The sequence below is a fragment of the Pseudaquabacterium pictum genome, assembly GCF_005403045.1.
Classification (GTDB): domain Bacteria; phylum Pseudomonadota; class Gammaproteobacteria; order Burkholderiales; family Burkholderiaceae_C; genus Pseudaquabacterium; species Pseudaquabacterium pictum.
The window spans coordinates 1-14,647 of record NZ_BJCL01000018.1; the positions used below are offsets into that span (position 1 = coordinate 1).

Consider the following 14,647-nt stretch of genomic DNA (forward strand, 5'->3'; position numbering starts at 1 on the left):
GATCGCCTGCAGATCAGAAGCGATGGCGAAGGCCAACACCGAGGCCCGTCTGCGCTCCGCGGCCTCCCATGAACGACGGCACCGGGTACGAGCCGGTGATTCGGTTGTTGTCCACCACGATGTAGGCGTCCGTCCGCTTCGACAGGAAGTAGTCCAGGCCCGTGAAGACCAGCTTGCGGTGTCCTGCGTTGACGTTCTTCTGATGGTCGTCGGTGTAGCCGATCGTCCAGATCAGCAGGTCAGTCACGTTGTAGTTCAGGCCGCCGGTCAGCACCTGGTTTTTCTGAAGGCTGACGTCTTGACTGCGGGTCATCATGCCCAGGTAGACCTTGAGCGCCTTGTTCACCGCCACGTTGCCGCCAAGACCGCGGATCTTGCGCGTGTCGGCGCCGGCGGCATTCGTGTCCATGTCTTGCGCGTAGGCCACCAGTTCGACCGGCGCGGCGTTGTACGAGAGGCTCAGGCCATGTGCCTTGCCGTTGGTCTCGCGGGCGACCACATTCGCCGAGATGCCGAAGGCTCCCCACTTGTGCGCGTATCGCAGCATGTTGTCCTGGCGCGCCACGTGGTGTCCGCTCAGCACAGACAGTGCTGCTTCGCTGGGGTTGGCTTGCGGTTGGAAGCGGCCCGACATCAAGTGCGCTTCTGTGTACTGACGACCCAGGCTGACGGTTCCCCAAGGTGTGCTCAGGCCAACCAGCGATTCCCGGCCGAAGGCACGTCCATTGGGAGCTGCCGATTGGCCCAACCCGTTGCTGGCAGTGGATTGCTGCAACGACCCGGTCGACGGATCGATGCCCTGCTCCAGCGAGAAGTAGGCGGTCATCCCACCGCCCAGGTCTTCGCGGCCGCGCACGCCGAAGCGGCTGCCGGTGTACGCGCCGTCGGCCAGGTTGGTTGCGCCGCTCGTCGGCGCGTTCGTGGCGCGGCGAGCCATGGCGTCGATCAGTCCATAGACCTGGACGCTGTCGGTCGACTGGGCCTGTGCTGACGCACAAGCAATGACGCACAGGGCGCCCGCCGACCACTGGCGAATGGTCAGGGGCTGGGGGATCGAGGGCATGGAAGTCTCCAGAGTGAGAGGCCGGAGGTCGGCCAGGAAGGGTCGGAACCCGGGTAAGACGGCCACACTATTGCCGCCGACCGAATTCTGACCACCCGTGCCGACTGAACTTTGACCAGAGGCGGGTGGCAGTCGCGGGGACTGCCGTCTGTGGATAAGTCTATTCGCTGAGTGGGTTGGAGCCCTCCTGGTTGGGGTCTGTTGGGGGGCTGCGGCGGGCCTGCTCGCGCGCCCGGATCCGGGTCTTGGCGGTGGCCGAGGAGTGCCGGAAGCGGTAGGACTCGTTGCCCGTCTCGATGATGTGGCAGTGGTGGGTAAGGCGGTCGAGCAGCGCGGTGGTCATCTTCGCGTCGCCGAAGACGGCGGCCCACTCGCCGAAGGTCAGGTTGGTGGTGATCATCACGCTGGTGCGCTCGTAGAGCTTGCTGAGTAGGTGGAAGAGCAAGGCGCCGCCGGCCTGGCTGAACGGCAGGTAGCCGAGTTCGTCCAGGATCACCAGGTCCATGTGCATCAGCGTGGCGCCGATGCGTCCTGCACGGCCCTCGGCCTTCTCGCGCTCCAGCGCGTTGACCAGGTCGACGGTGGAGTAGAAGCGCACGCGCTTGCCGCGCCGGGTGATGCCGGCCACACCGATGGCCGTGCTCAGGTGGGTCTTGCCCGTGCCCGGCCCGCCGATGAACACCGCGTTGTGCGCCACCTCGGGGTAATCGTATTTTTCCTGCAAATTGACACGGTAGGCCTGAAAAACTCCAACAGCGACAAGCACTTGCAAAACCGCCTCTCGCGGAGCTCTTGTGCTTTCGATGCAAATTGACACGCTTCGACCCGCCCGGGCCGTTCACGCCGCAGGCGCCTCGAACGCCCCACCGATCTGCCTCGCCCGGCGAAGATCGTCCGAATGCAGGTACATGGACGTTGTCGACAAGGACGCGTGTCGCAGGTTGTCTCGCACCGTCGTCAGCTCGGCACCTCGCTGAAGCGCATGCGTTGCATGCGTGTGGCGCATCCAGTGCGGCGTGGCCCGCCGCAGCTTCTCGGCCAGCGCGGGATTCGTGTCGGCCAGGACATCGGCTGTCGTGGCGAAGAACCTTCTGACGATCGCCCACAGACGCTTGGACGTGATCCCGGCCTCGTCATCGAGGCTGCCAAGCACCGGCGTGGCGGGGTTCCACTTCGCTGGCGTCACGGGGAGGCCCCGCTGAGCCAGGTGCCGGTCCAGAACACCACGCGCCAGCCCTGGCAGTACCACCTTACCGGCTTTGCTGCCTTTGCCGACCACGTGCAGCCAGGTATCGCCGTGCGCGTCGACCTCGATAGATCCAAGCTTGGCGTGCACCAGTTCGCCGGCACGCAGCCCCGTGCTGTAGCTGAAGTCGATCAGAAAGCGAAGCCTTTGAGCGGCGCTCGGCTGCCAACCGTACGACCACTCCAGCCCCTCGGCGACCGTCCTTACAAGCTTCCACTCACCCTCGGAAAAGGATCTCGTCGTGTCCAGGGTCGTCTGCCTGGCGCCGCGGACCTTGATGCCGGCGAAGGGATTGGCCAGTACGTACCGCTGCTCGATCAGCCACCGGAACATCGAGCTCAGCACGGACAGCGCATAGGCCCTGGAGCGCGTGGACAGGCCGCCAGCGAACGGCCGCCACTCGGTGGAGTGGCGAGGCGACGCCGGCCCTACCCAACGCTGCCTCGGCGTCGGTTGCCGCAAGAAAGCCCGGTACGTCACGGCGTCCTCGGTGGCCAGCGAGGATAGGGCCACGCCGCGCTCGACGATCGCCCACAGGATCAGCCGCTCAGCTTCCTTGCGGTAGGCCCGCTGCGTGGCGGGCGCTTCGTGCAGCGACAGCCAGGCCTGGACCGCCTCGTAGTCGTTGTTGGCCCGCAGGGCGCACGACGAGCGCGGCGCACGATGCAGGCCCACGGTGCCGTCGACCTCATGAGGCACGACGAGCTTCTCCCAGGGAACTGCATCCGATGGCGCCTGGGTGACCAGCAGCGCGCGAGCACGGTCGGTCAGGTCTTCATGCGCGGCGAAGAACGCCCCGATCCGGCGCGCACCGGCCTTGCCGATGCCGTCGATGTCGACCCACCAACGTCTGCGGCGGGGTACTCGACGCGTTAGGTCGGCTAAGGTCTTGATGCCAGCCTTGCGCAACGCAGCGGCTACGCGTGGCTCAAGCCAGTGGTCGACCCCGTCGCCGATCAGAGGTACGGGAACTGGCGCGCTGCGGAGTTGCTCAATGGCGGTGGCCACGGCGCGTGTGGCTGCGGGGCCTTTGCGGGCAGGTCCGGTGAAAAGCTTGGCCAGGTCGTCCCGATGGCGCGACCTAGCGAAGGCCGCGATGTCACGGCGGATCGCCCCGATGACGCCGCGCGACGACTGTCCCGCTGACCGCGCTTCACCGAGGTACCGCGCCACCGCATCCCTCGATGACAGCCCCTCGTGCCAGGCCCGAAGTGCCGCCAGCTCCGCCGCTTCAGGCAGCGACAGCAGCTTTGCGGTTACAGACAAGCCGGTTTCCACGCGAGACAGTTTACGCGTGTGGCAGTGCTATGCCGCTAAGGTTAGTTATCGGCATAGCTGTGACAAAGCCCCCTCAATCTAAGCCTGCACCGTCGGGTTCGGGCCTGGCCCGCCCCTGGTTAGAACGAGCGGGGGAGTCACCGCAGCCGTCGCCGGCAAGCTCCATTTGCCGCATTTGCTCTGTTAGCTGGATTTGCGTAGAATCCGACTATGAGCACCAATCTCAGCACACCCGTCCTGCTACGCCGCATCGCGCAGCTTGAGGCCACCGTTGGGCGTCTCAGCGAAGACCTGGGCAGCTTGCGCTCGGCCGTCAGCAAGCAAGGTATGCAACTGCCAAGTACGCGGGGTGTTCGAGCCCGAGTGGCGCACGCCCAGTCCCCTGCCGCGGACTACCAGCACTCTCAGGCCACTGGCGGCCTGGCTGGTGCGACCGCGCGCGGCGAGGCAGCGCGTGTCCAGTGGGTCAAGGATGGCCTCGTCGTGCCCGGCGAGCAACTCGCGCAGGCCTGGGGGCTGACGCGCCAAGCCTTGGCGCCGGCCGCAGACCGTGGCGAAGTCTTTGCAGTGAAGGTCGGCAACCGGCTTTACTACCCGCAGGCGTTCCTCGGGATGGATCGCGAGGCCGTGGCAGCCATCTGCCGCGCGCTCGGTGACCTCGGCGCCAGCGAGAAGCTGATGTTCTGGCTGCGCGAACACGGCGCCCTCGCAGGAAAGAGCGTGGCCGCCGCGTTGGAGGCGGGGACTGCCCTGGCCAAGGTGGAGCGCTTGGCCGCGGTATGGGTGCGCGAGCGAGGCGCTTCGCGTGTCGCTGCGGCCGCCTGATCCCGGTTCCTTCGAGGATCTGCTTCGACCGACCAGGATCGAAGTCGCGTCGCTCGTGCGCTTGAGCCGGCATCCGGCCACCGAGCCGTACTGGTCGGCCGGCATCTACCGCTTTGACGATGCAGATCCTAGCGGTGCCAGCCCATTCGGCACTTGCTACACCGCCAGCACAATCGAGGTTGCCTTCGCGGAGAGCGTCATCCATGAGTGCGGGCGGTTCGTCAACGGCAGCTACGAGGTGCCGGCCGCAGAACTGACGGAGCGCTCGGTCGTGCGGTTTACCTGTGATCGGCGCAAGTCGCTGGTACTGGCTGACCTGACCGGTGCAGCGCTCAAGGCCCTGGGACTGAACAACGACATCAGTGCATCCGCCGACTACACGGCGAGCCAGGCCTGGGCGCGGGCGATCCACGCTGCGAGCCCACGCTGGGATGGAATCCGGTACGTGTCGCGGCAGATGAACAAGGGGTTCGCCTACGCCATTTTCGAGCGCAGAGGACTGCGCAAGCTGCGCGCCGACAAGCTCAAGCCGCAGCAGGTGGATGACCTCTGCGATCGGTTCAACGTCACCGCGGTCTGACGGCGCCCCAGTCCGAACCCGAAGGTCGGCAACCTGGAGTACACCGGCCGTTCGTCGGCGAAAACCGGTCGGCTCCAGTCGGCCATAAGCAGTCTTACCCCGATGACCGTTATTGGGCAGCCAAATGGGCCCTCACCGGTCAGCACATTTCGAGTCTCCGAGCAATGCTACGGGTGCCATCGAAGGTCAATACCCGGCGGGCCTCGAAGCGGGACCGGCGCGCGCACGGTGGCCGTACCAGCAGGCGAATGCCGGTGCGGGAAGCACCTGATCGAGTTGGAACCAGCCCGGAGGAGCCGCCGCTCTTCTCAATCGACCTTGGCGGTGCGCAGGCGCAAGGCGTTGCCGATCACGCTCACTGATGACAGGGCCATAGCCACAGCAGCCACAACAGGCGACAGCAGCAATCCGAAGAACGGGTAGAGCACCCCTGCCGCGAGGGGAATGCCCGCGACGTTGTAGGCAAAGCTCAGGAACAGGTTCTGCCGAATGTTCTTCATCGTCGCGTGCGACAGCGTGCGCGCCCGCACGATGCCCATCAGGTCACCCTTGAGCAGGGTGATGCCCGAACTCTCCATCGCCACGTCGGTGCCGGTCCCCATCGCGATGCCGACGTCGGCCGCGGCCAACGCCGGCGCGTCGTTGACGCCGTCGCCGGCCATCGCGACCACGCGCCCCTCGGACTTCAGACGTAACACGACCGACGCCTTGTCCTCGGGAAAGACCTCGGCTACCACCTCGTCGATGCCGAGTTCGCGGCCGACCGCCTCGGCTGTGGTCTTCCCGTCGCCGGTCAGCATGACGATGCGCACGCCCGCGGCCTTGAGCGCCCGCAGGGCCTGAGCAGTCGTCGCCTTGATCGGGTCGGCGATTGCCACGAAGCCCGCCAGCGCGCCGCCCACGCCGACGAAGATCACCGTCGCTGCTTTCTGGCGCTGCGCCTCCGCTGCGGCGAATTGGTTCGCTGTGTCGATGCCGTGCTCGGCCAGAAACTTCGCGCTGCCCGAAACGATGACCTGACCGTCGACAGTGCCGATGACGCCCTTGCCCACGGGCGAGTCGAAGTCGGTGACGGGCGACAGCGGCAGCTTGCGTTCCTGAGCGTCCATGACGATGGCCATCGCCAGCGGATGCTCGCTGGCGCGTTCAACGCTCGCGAGCTTCTGAAGGACGGCGTCGGAAGTGAAACCCGGCGCGGGTTCGATGTGGACCACCTTGGGCCGGCCTTCGGTCAGAGTGCCGGTCTTGTCGACGACCAGCGTGTCGACCTTCTCCATGCGCTCCAGCGCCTCGGCGTCGCGGATGAGCACGCCATGCTGCGCGCCGCGGCCGACACCCACCATGATCGACATCGGCGTGGCCAGCCCCAGCGCACAGGGACAGGCGATGATCAGCACGGCCACCGCGGTGATCAGCGCATAGCTGAACGCTGGCGACGGCCCCCAGACCAGCCAGGCGACGAAGGTCAGCGCCGCCACGCCGATCACGACGGGGACGAACCAGCCGGCCACCTCGTCGGCCATGCGCTGGATGGGTGCCCGGCTGCGCTGGGAGGCCGCGACCATGTGCACGATTTGCGAGAGCAGGGTATCGGCACCGACCTTCTCGGCGCGCATCACGAAACCGCCAGTCTGGTTCAACGTGCCCGCCGTGACCTTGGAGCCCATCGCCTTTGCCACCGGGATCGGCTCGCCGGTCACCATCGACTCGTCGACGTTGCCCTTGCCCTCGGTGAGTTCGCCGTCGACCGGCACCTTTTCGCCGGGGCGCACGCGCAGCAGGTCGCCGACCTGGATGGAATCGACCTGGACGGTCTCGTCGCTGACGTCGGCGTTGACCTTCACAGCCGTCTTCGGCGCCAAGCCCAGCAGAGCCTTGATGGCGCCCGAGGTCTTCTCCCGGGCGCGCAGCTCCAGCACCTGGCCGAGCAGGACGAGCACCGTGATCACCGCTGCCGCCTCGAAGTAGATCGCGACGGCGCCATCGGCCATGCGCAGGTTCGCGGGGAACAGCTGTGGCGCTACGGTCCCGACGATGCTGTAGATCCAGGCCGCGCCCGTGCCCAGCGCGATGAGCGAGAACATGTTCAGGCTGCGGTTCTTCACCGACGCGACGGCGCGCACGAAGAAGGGCCAGCCCGCCCAAAGCACCACCGGCGTGCCCAGCAGCAGCTGTATCCAGTTCGATATCTGCTGGCCGAGTACGTGACTCAGATTCGTCAGGTGGCCGCCCATCTCCAGTGCAAAGACCGGCACCGTCAGCGCGGTGCCGATCCAGAAGCGCTTCGTCATGTCGCGCAGCTCGGGGCTCTCGCCTTGCTCGGCGGTGGCCAGCACGGGCTCGAGCGCCATACCGCAGATGGGGCAGCTCCCCGGTCGCATCTGGCGCACCTGCGGGTGCATCGGGCAGGTGTACTCGACCTGGCTCGGGTCGCCTCCAGGGCCGGGCTTCGGCTGCGACGGTGTGTGGACGTGATGGCCGTGGTCGTGGTGGCCGTGCCCCGCGTGGTCGTGGTGTCCGCCCTTCATCACCGTGCCGTCGGGCATCACGTGGGTGCCCTCGGCCTCATGCGCGTGATGGGCGTGATGCGCGTGATCGTGGTTCGTGCTGCTGCGGTCAGACATGGCGCTCTCCTGTTGTCGCTGCCAGTTTTGACCTTGTCCCGGTGGGAAGGTCAAGGGCGCGCTTTCGAGCGGCAACACGACCGCAATCGACAGGCCGAGAGCGGCCAAGCCGACCCAGCATAGCCAGAACAATGCCCGCTCTCACCAGAGGTGTGGCCCGTCCCAACGATCGAGGCGGACCTTCAGGGTCATGCCGAGGGCGGGGACGAGTGCCCCGCCAGCCAGCAGCGGCAGGGCATGGGCGCGCAGCCACTCCGGCAGCATCAGTGCCGCGCCGGCGCCAAGCACGACGGCTCCCATTCACGTGGCCAATTCGGCGGCCCTCTCGTGACCGCGAGGCCCGCCATTCATGTCATGGCGGCGGTGTGCGGTCCTTGGGCTGCCCGCGGTCCCGATGGCCAGTTTGCCCGTGCCCATGGAAGAAGTGCATCAGCGGGCACGCCAGCAGAACCAGGTAAGGGATGGCCTGCGTCACGTGAGTCAGATGCTCGGTGAGCAGGTAGTAGACGCCGACCGCGCCGGCTGCGAGCATGAAGATGCCCAGCGGCGAGCGCCAGCGCGACGGTGCCACGGGCTCCTCGTGATGCATGACGCCCCTCGCCCGCCTACTTGGCGGCCGGTGGCTTCGTCGCCTCGCGGTCCATCATCATTTCCATCATGTCCATGCGCTTGCCCATCATCTCCGGGCTCATGCGCATGCCGCCACCCATCCCCATGCCGCCCTTGCTGCCGTGCATCCGGCCCATCATGGCCATGTTGTCCTGCATGAGCTTCATGTGCTCCTGCATCAGCTTGGCGCGCTCCTCCGGGGTCTTGGCGGCCATCATCCTGTCGTGCATCTCCTGCATCGACTTCATCATCGAGTCCATCTGGCCAGGTGTCGGTGCGGCTGAAGCTGCCGCAGCAGCCCCCGGCGGGTGATGGGCGGCGTGGTCAGGTTCCTTGGGGCCAGCGGCACAACCGGCCAGTACGAACGAGGTGCCGAGTACTGCCAGGGCAAGCTTCATGCTGATCTCCGTTGAAGGCGCCAGCCAGTATGCGCGCCGCATCGGTCGCCCCGGCTTGATGTGCCTCAAGGGACTTCGCGCCCCATGATCAGGTGCGGCTGCAGCAGCCGCCCGTCTTGACAGGCTCTGCCACCACGGTGGTGGCCTGCACCGACACCGGCGTGTAGCCGGCCTCGGCGATGGCGTCGGTGAGGTCCTGTGCGTCCGCTTCGGTCGGCTCCACCATGACGAGGTGCTGCGCCAGATCGATGGTGACCTTCGCATCCTTGTCAGTGGCCTTGATGGCCTTTGTGATGGTGCTGACGCAATGACCGCAGGTCATGTCATTCACGCGAAAGACTTGCATTTCGATCACTCCTTGGGTTGACGATGTGTTGATGATTGGCCTTGTCACTGTGGAAAGGTCAAGTCATCCTGGATTCGCCGGGAATGGCGACGGGCAGTGCGAGGGCCTGAGCCTGCTGCCGGGTGGGCTGCCGCCGCCTCGCAAACCGAGCGCTCTTCAGTGCGAGCCGTGCGCGCTGTGGACGTTACGGGTCCAGGCCATCAGATCGGCATGTGGCGACGACGCGGCGCCTGCCTCGGTCACCTGACGGGGCTGTCGTGCTGGCGTCTTGCGCAGCGGCTGCTGGCCCACGCGCCCGGGTTCGGGCGTGGCCGGACTGTCGGCCGCCAGTTCCGCGAGGATCGCGCAGTGCGGATCGTCGCTGCCATGGCAGGACATCACCAAGCGCTCGAGCGCGGCCTTCATTGCCGCCATCTCGCGCATTTTCTCGGCCAGGTCGTCCAGGTGCCGTCTGGCCACCTCCTTGACCTCGCGGCTCGCGCGGCGCCGGTTGCTCCACAGGCCGAGCAGATCGGCGATCTGCGGGATCGAGAAGCCCAGGCTCCGGGACTGCCGGATGAAGCGCAGCACGGACACGTCACGCTCGCCGTACTGACGGTAGCCGGCGTCGGTGCGCTCCGCCTCAGGCAAGAGGCCGATCTGCTCGTAGTGACGGATCATCTTCGCCGAGACGCCCGCCGCCTTCGCCGTCTCGCCGATGTTCATGCTGCTGTTCATGGGTTCTCCGGGTTGAGTGGGGCCAGTCGCACCAGTGTTCACCTTCCCACGGGGGCAAGGTCAAGCGTTTCCTGGGCCCCTGGCAGTGATCACTGATGGCAGGCCGACCGCCTCGCTGCGCCGGGGGCGGATGGGATGTCAACGCGGCCCAGCACCTCGCCGAGGGGCCCTGTCTGCAGTGAGCCTTCGTCCGCGCCTGAACGCAGGCGCACGAGCATCCGCGGTCTGGCGAAGGGATCGCCCGGCGCCCGCAAGGCCAGCCGCAAGCCCGGTGCCGGCCGCGTGCCCGCAGCCAAAAAAGGGGGGTGATGGTGTGAAGCCACGCTCCATTGGACGAACTGGGGTCGGGCAAGGCGCAGCTGGCCAGCACCAGGCGCTGGGCTCTCGCATTGGCAGGGCCGACGCCTGCTCTCACGGCTGCGTGCAGGTTGGCGTGGCTGGCGTCTTGCGTCAGTTCCGCGCGCGTGCGGGGCACCGCGACGACATCGCCCACACGTTCGCGCCCCCTTGCCGGCGTGGTCTGGCAGCCGGCCAGCAGTGCGGTGGCGGATGCCAGCAACACCGCTGCGACCTCTGCGCCGCGACGGATGCGTCATCCAGGCCCAGTGCGCGGTGTCGTCATCACTTCCATTGGCAGGCTCCTTGCCGAAACATCATGGGCAGCGACTTCGCCACCAGACAGCGCGGCGGCGGCAGCACTGTGTTGTCGCCACGGCAACACGGCCCTCCAAGACAATGCCAATCACCGCAGCCGAGGAAGATGGGGCCCGATGGACCATCACGCCATGCAGTGTTTTTGTCGTGTCGTGGAAACCGGCAGCTTCGCCACCGCCGCGCGCGATCTCGACGTGGCCCGCTCGGTGGTCACGCGCACCATCCAGGACCTGGAGGAGTGGACGGCCAGGAGGGTGCTTGAGCGCACTATGCACGCCATGCAGCTCACCGAGGCCTGCGACCGCTTCTATACCTACTGCCGGCGCGTGCTGCAGGACACGGAGCAGACGCTGTTGGCCATGCGCCGCGCACCCGCCGAGCTTGCCGGGCGCATAACCATCTCGCCCCCCCGTGTCGCCGCCCCTCCTCCTTGAACGACGTGCTCGGTGGCCTGGTCCGCGTACCCAAGCTGCCAGAGTGCGAAATCAGGGTTGCTGAACTTCATATGGAACCTGAGGTATCCATGCCGGTCCAGCGACCATGCCCCGCCGTATACCTGCCTGAACGAATGCGGTCGGCCACCTCCAATCAACGACCGCCAATCATGTGAAGTTCCCGGCGCTCTTCCACGGTCAGGTTGAGAACCTCGTTCCTGACCTCCTCGCGGGTCCGCCCAGGCGTCGCGTTCTTGACCGGAACCGGCAAGCTGCGCTCCAGGTACCAAAGCGATCCATCCTTGCGCGCCGCTTCCAGTTCACGAAGAACGTCCGCGCGGGTCTTGGTGCTCTTGAAGTGCTCGGGATGGAAGATCGCGCCCCCGTCACCGTGGGACGGTTCATGCCACAACGAAGTGGCCGATACGAAGGTGGGCGTGGTCAGTGCAACCGCCATCGCAAGAAGAGTAAGCGCCTTGTGGGTGTTCACGGTAGGGTTCCTTTCGGGGGTGTCGACCCTGGCTGTTCGTCAGGGCTGTGCCGATGGGCACAACGCAACCTTAGAAATTCCGCACCGACGAGGCACCAACGTCGAGATGACAAATTCGTCATCTCGGCCGACGCCCCCAAAGCTCAAAATGTGAAGATGAAACTGCTCGTGATTGAAGACGAGGTCAAACTGGCCGAGTACCTGCGCAAGGGCCTGACTGAGTCAGGCTACGTCGTTGATGTGGCCCATGACGGCATCGATGGTTTGCACTTGGCGATGGAAGGCGGATACGACCTGCTCGTGCTCGACAGCATGCTGCCCGGCATCGACGGCCTCACGCTGCTGGCAGCCTTGCGCAAATCGAAACAGACCCCGGTCTTGATGCTGACGGCGCGGGTTCACGTCGATGATCGGGTGCGGGGCCTGCAGGGTGGCGCCGACGACTACCTGACCAAACCCTTTGCGTTCTCCGAACTGACCGCGCGCATTCAGGTTTTGCTGCGCCGTGCTGCGCCTGCCCAAGCGTCTGCGGAACCCACCGTGTATCGGGTGGGCGATCTGGAAGTTGACCTGCTCCGCCGGAAGGCCACGCGGGCTGGCCAGCGGCTCGACCTCACGGCCAAGGAGTTCAACCTGCTTGCGCTGATGCTGCGTCGTCGAGGTGAGGTCCTGTCGCGCACGGAACTGGCCGCCCAGGTCTGGGACATGAACTACGACAGCGAGACCAATGTCGTCGAGGTCGCCATACGCCGGCTGCGCAACAAGCTCGATGCACCCTTCGAGCACGTGCTGCTGCACACCGTTCGTGGCATGGGCTACGTGCTTGAGGACCGCCAACCGTGAATCACCGCCCGGTCGGCTCGCTGGGACGAAGGTTGTCATGCTGGCTTGCGCTGCAAACGCTGGCAGGCCTGGGCGCAGTCTGCGCCGTCGTCTACGTCGTCGCCGCGATGAGCCTGTCTGCGCGCCAGACTGAATCGTTGATTCAGAAGCAGGCACTGATCCGGCACGTGCTTGACGAGGCCGCGGTCGATGGCGACATGGCTGTACTCAAACACCGACTCGACGACTTCCTGCTCGGGCACGAGGATCTTTCGCTGACACTCCAGGCAGGTGCCGACGAGCCGCTGTACCGCTCGGGCGGGGCTGCCAAGCCGACAGCCGAACGCAGCTCTCAATTCGACTTGCCATTCTCGCTGCGTGGTGCGCCTCAGGGAGCACGGTTAGTCACCGCGACCTTGATACTGGACACGCGATCCGATCAGCGCCTTTTGCAGCGGCTGGCGTTCACGCTGTTTGCTGCTGCCGCGGTCGGTGCCCTGCTCGTCTCGCTGGGCGGGTTCCGGCTGGTCAGGCGTGGCCTGGCCCCCGTCCGCGACCTCGTCGAGCAGACCCGGCAGTTGGCGGCCGACAGCCTGCGCCAACGCCTGGACGGGACGGCCCAGCCTGATGAGTTGCAGCCGTTGGTAGAACAGTTCAACGCGCTTTTGCACCGGCTGAACCAGGCCTACGAGCAGTTGGAGGGGTTCAATGCCGACGTGGCGCATGAACTGTGCACGCCGTTGACCACCCTGATCAGCGCCACCGAGTTGGCGTTGCGCAAAACCCGAAGCGCCGATGATCTGCGTGAGTTTCTGGGCTCGAATCTGGAAGAGCTGAGGCGCCTGTCAGGCATCGTGCACGACATGCTCTTCCTGTCTCACGCCGATCGTGGGGCCATAGCTCGACGTGAAGCCGTACCTAGCCTTGCCGCTGTTGCCGCCGCTGTCATCGAGTATCACGAGGCCGCGCTTGAAGAGGCACGGCTTGATGTGCAGATCATCGGCGACGCTCCATGCGAGGTCGATATTGCACTGGTCCGCCGCGCCTTGTCGAACCTGGTGGGCAACGCAACGCGCTACGCGAGCCGCGGCTCCACCGTGAAAGTGGAAATCGCCGAACAGCCCGGCAGGCAGTTGCGCATCGCTGTCATCAATCAAGGTGCGACCATCCCGGCTGAGCAGTTGCCGCGCCTGTTCGACCGGTTCTTCCGCGGCGACAGCGCACGCAGCGATGCTGGCTCCCACCATGGCCTGGGCTTGGCCATCGTGGCGGCCATCGCGCGCATGCACGGTGGCCGGACCTTGGCGCGCTCCGACGGGGGTGTCACGTCGATCGGGCTGACCCTCTGCGCGGCCCCTTCAACACCGGCCGCTGATCTCCGAACAACCTCGGGCTCTGAAGTGCATTCGGGTACCGCGCTGGGAGCTTGAACATGACAAACCTGTCACTTTGACGTCGGGGTTCTGTCGCCCTCAGGTTTGTACATTGGTGTGCCGTTACCTGCGTCACGGCGACCACACAGCCGTTGTCGGCACGGGGCGCGCGCACTGCGCTAAAGTAGAAGGATGGGTTTGTTGATCCGAGCGCTGTTGATTTGGTTGTTGGTGCTGGCAGTACCCGCGCAGGGTGCTGCTGCCGCGACCATGGCGTTTTGCGGACCCAATCACCATGGCGGCGGGGCAGCCACCCAGATGCAGCCCGCCCCAGCGGCTGGTCACGCACATCAAGACGGCGTCGCCTCGCAGGGGCATGAGCATCACCAAACCGCGGCCCTGGCGGACGAAGAGTCGGTCACCCCAGCCGTTGCGGCAGCTTCTGCCAAGGTGGGGGATGCCAGCAAGCACAAGTGCAGCGCCTGCGCTTCTTGCTGCTCGGTCAGCGCGATGCTGAACACGGTGCTGGCTGTGCCGGCACCGGTCTTCATGCCCGCGGTGTTCTCCACCGTGGTGCCGAGCGTCGACGCGTTCGCCGCTGACGGCCCCGACCGCCCCCCTCGATTCGTTCTCGCCTAGCTGGCGGAGGCTCGCCGCGTGCGCTGACACGCGGGTCCTCGCCAGGTCCTGTCTCTTCCGTGCTGCGCATGCGGCATCGGAGTACCCAGACTTTGACGCGAGGACACCATGGTCCACTCCCTTCCCATTTCTGTTTCTGTCGTGGTTAGGCGCCAGCGCCTGCTGCGCGCGGTGCCCGCCGTACTGCTGGCAGCTGCGTTGTTTGCCTTGCTGACAGCGGCCCAGGCGCAACCCTCTGCCAAGGCCGCCAGGCCCGACCCGCTCGATCCGAAGGCCAGCGTGACGACGCTGCGCTACGAATCATCGTTCGCGCGGTACCGACTTCTCGGTGAAGAGAAGCCTGTCTCCTGGCGCGACGCGAACGACACCGTTACGCGGATCGGTGGCTGGCGTGTCTACGCCCGCGAGGCACAGCAGCCTGATCCGGCGCCCATTCCGGCACCCGTCTCCGCACCGGCCGTCAAGCCGACGGACACGCCGCCAGCAGCCAAACCCATGCCCATGCCCATGCCTGCTGGGCATGGTGGACATAAGACGCCATGAAGGCCC

General features: G+C 66.1%; 16 protein-coding genes and 1 pseudogene. 7 read left to right on the forward strand and 10 right to left on the reverse strand.

The features are described 5' to 3' along the window. Nucleotides 1–13 precede the first annotated feature (13 nt). The 3 genes and pseudogenes from FFT10_RS23270 to FFT10_RS23280 form a co-directional block, all read right to left on the reverse strand. Nucleotides 14–1,063, reverse strand: coding sequence for a porin (locus tag FFT10_RS23270; protein WP_137735280.1), 1,050 nt, complete (start codon nt 1,061–1,063; stop codon nt 14–16). Nucleotides 1,064–1,223: 160 nt separating this feature from the next. After that, nucleotides 1,224–1,772 (reverse strand): annotated as a pseudogene (locus FFT10_RS23275) (ATP-binding protein); the annotation flags it as partial. Nucleotides 1,773–1,901: 129 nt separating this feature from the next. Beyond that, on the reverse strand, nt 1,902–3,587 hold the full coding sequence (locus tag FFT10_RS23280; RefSeq protein WP_137735282.1) for a site-specific integrase: 1,686 nt from the start codon (nt 3,585–3,587) through the stop codon (nt 1,902–1,904). 210 nt (nt 3,588–3,797) lie between these two features. Between FFT10_RS23280 and FFT10_RS23285 the strand changes: the two genes are divergently transcribed. Beyond that, the gene (locus FFT10_RS23285; protein WP_137735283.1) at nt 3,798–4,412 is read left to right on the forward strand and encodes a hypothetical protein; all 615 of its coding nucleotides are present in this window, start codon (nt 3,798–3,800) and stop codon (nt 4,410–4,412) included. After that, the gene (locus FFT10_RS23290; protein ID WP_162520899.1) at nt 4,393–4,992 is read left to right on the forward strand and encodes an RES family NAD+ phosphorylase; all 600 of its coding nucleotides are present in this window, start codon (nt 4,393–4,395) and stop codon (nt 4,990–4,992) included. The genes FFT10_RS23285 and FFT10_RS23290 overlap by 20 nt, the downstream gene beginning before the upstream one ends. Before the next feature lie 308 nt (nt 4,993–5,300). Here FFT10_RS23290 and FFT10_RS23295 read toward each other — a convergent pair whose 3' ends face one another. The 6 genes from FFT10_RS23295 to cueR form a co-directional block, all read right to left on the reverse strand. Beyond that, a complete protein-coding gene (locus FFT10_RS23295) occupies nt 5,301–7,616 on the reverse strand; it encodes a copper-transporting P-type ATPase (protein ID WP_373282584.1) in 2,316 nt (771 codons plus the stop codon). Nucleotides 7,617–7,757: 141 nt separating this feature from the next. Next, a complete protein-coding gene (locus FFT10_RS27715) occupies nt 7,758–7,916 on the reverse strand; it encodes a hypothetical protein (RefSeq protein ID WP_154694100.1) in 159 nt (52 codons plus the stop codon). A 52-nt stretch (nt 7,917–7,968) separates the two neighbouring features. Further along, complete coding sequence (locus FFT10_RS23300) at nt 7,969–8,205, reverse strand: DUF2933 domain-containing protein (protein WP_137735285.1); 237 nt, start codon at nt 8,203–8,205, stop codon at nt 7,969–7,971. A gap of 16 nt (nt 8,206–8,221) precedes the next feature. After that, nucleotides 8,222–8,623 (reverse strand): hypothetical protein, encoded by a 402-nt coding sequence (locus FFT10_RS23305; protein WP_137735286.1) that lies wholly within the window; start codon nt 8,621–8,623, stop codon nt 8,222–8,224. An 88-nt stretch (nt 8,624–8,711) separates the two neighbouring features. Further along, complete coding sequence (locus FFT10_RS23310; protein WP_137735287.1) at nt 8,712–8,969, reverse strand: heavy-metal-associated domain-containing protein; 258 nt, start codon at nt 8,967–8,969, stop codon at nt 8,712–8,714. 156 nt (nt 8,970–9,125) lie between these two features. Further along, nucleotides 9,126–9,686 carry a Cu(I)-responsive transcriptional regulator gene (gene cueR, locus FFT10_RS23315; RefSeq protein ID WP_306446646.1) on the reverse strand — a complete coding sequence of 187 codons (561 nt, stop codon included), beginning with the start codon at nt 9,684–9,686 and terminating at the stop codon, nt 9,126–9,128. A gap of 770 nt (nt 9,687–10,456) precedes the next feature. On the opposite strand from cueR, the gene FFT10_RS27845 reads away from it, so the two are divergent. Then, nucleotides 10,457–10,774 (forward strand): LysR family transcriptional regulator, encoded by a 318-nt coding sequence (locus FFT10_RS27845; RefSeq protein ID WP_162520900.1) that lies wholly within the window; start codon nt 10,457–10,459, stop codon nt 10,772–10,774. A gap of 154 nt (nt 10,775–10,928) precedes the next feature. On the opposite strand, the gene FFT10_RS23325 is transcribed toward FFT10_RS27845, so the two are convergent. Continuing rightward, the gene (locus FFT10_RS23325; RefSeq protein WP_228027270.1) at nt 10,929–11,264 is read right to left on the reverse strand and encodes a DUF4148 domain-containing protein; all 336 of its coding nucleotides are present in this window, start codon (nt 11,262–11,264) and stop codon (nt 10,929–10,931) included. A gap of 156 nt (nt 11,265–11,420) precedes the next feature. On the opposite strand from FFT10_RS23325, the gene FFT10_RS23330 reads away from it, so the two are divergent. The 4 genes from FFT10_RS23330 to FFT10_RS23345 all read left to right on the forward strand — a co-directional run bounded on the left by FFT10_RS23330 (nt 11,421) and on the right by FFT10_RS23345 (nt 14,641). Then, nucleotides 11,421–12,107 (forward strand): heavy metal response regulator transcription factor, encoded by a 687-nt coding sequence (locus FFT10_RS23330; RefSeq protein WP_137735289.1) that lies wholly within the window; start codon nt 11,421–11,423, stop codon nt 12,105–12,107. Next, nucleotides 12,104–13,516, forward strand: coding sequence for a heavy metal sensor histidine kinase (locus FFT10_RS23335; protein WP_137735290.1), 1,413 nt, complete (start codon nt 12,104–12,106; stop codon nt 13,514–13,516). The genes FFT10_RS23330 and FFT10_RS23335 overlap by 4 nt, the downstream gene beginning before the upstream one ends. 135 nt (nt 13,517–13,651) lie before the next feature. After that, on the forward strand, nt 13,652–14,098 hold the full coding sequence (locus FFT10_RS23340; RefSeq protein ID WP_137735291.1) for a hypothetical protein: 447 nt from the start codon (nt 13,652–13,654) through the stop codon (nt 14,096–14,098). A gap of 108 nt (nt 14,099–14,206) precedes the next feature. Further along, the gene (locus tag FFT10_RS23345) at nt 14,207–14,641 is read left to right on the forward strand and encodes a hypothetical protein (protein ID WP_137735292.1); all 435 of its coding nucleotides are present in this window, start codon (nt 14,207–14,209) and stop codon (nt 14,639–14,641) included. The last annotated feature ends 6 nt before the right edge of the window (nt 14,642–14,647 follow it).

Coding starts and splice junctions, on each gene's coding strand:
- FFT10_RS23270 (WP_137735280.1), bottom strand. CDS start 1,063: ATGCCCTCGATCCCCCAGCCCCTGACCATTCGCCAGTGGTCGGCGGGC.
- FFT10_RS23285 (WP_137735283.1), top strand. CDS start 3,798: ATGAGCACCAATCTCAGCACACCCGTCCTGCTACGCCGCATCGCGCAG.
- FFT10_RS23295 (WP_373282584.1), bottom strand. CDS start 7,616: ATGTCTGACCGCAGCAGCACGAACCACGATCACGCGCATCACGCCCAT.
- FFT10_RS27715 (WP_154694100.1), bottom strand. CDS start 7,916: ATGGGAGCCGTCGTGCTTGGCGCCGGCGCGGCACTGATGCTGCCGGAG.
- FFT10_RS23300 (WP_137735285.1), bottom strand. CDS start 8,205: ATGCATCACGAGGAGCCCGTGGCACCGTCGCGCTGGCGCTCGCCGCTG.
- FFT10_RS23305 (WP_137735286.1), bottom strand. CDS start 8,623: ATGAAGCTTGCCCTGGCAGTACTCGGCACCTCGTTCGTACTGGCCGGT.
- FFT10_RS23310 (WP_137735287.1), bottom strand. CDS start 8,969: ATGCAAGTCTTTCGCGTGAATGACATGACCTGCGGTCATTGCGTCAGC.
- cueR (WP_306446646.1), bottom strand. CDS start 9,686: ATGAACAGCAGCATGAACATCGGCGAGACGGCGAAGGCGGCGGGCGTC.
- FFT10_RS27845 (WP_162520900.1), top strand. CDS start 10,457: ATGGACCATCACGCCATGCAGTGTTTTTGTCGTGTCGTGGAAACCGGC.
- FFT10_RS23330 (WP_137735289.1), top strand. CDS start 11,421: ATGAAACTGCTCGTGATTGAAGACGAGGTCAAACTGGCCGAGTACCTG.
- FFT10_RS23340 (WP_137735291.1), top strand. CDS start 13,652: ATGGGTTTGTTGATCCGAGCGCTGTTGATTTGGTTGTTGGTGCTGGCA.
- FFT10_RS23345 (WP_137735292.1), top strand. CDS start 14,207: ATGGTCCACTCCCTTCCCATTTCTGTTTCTGTCGTGGTTAGGCGCCAG.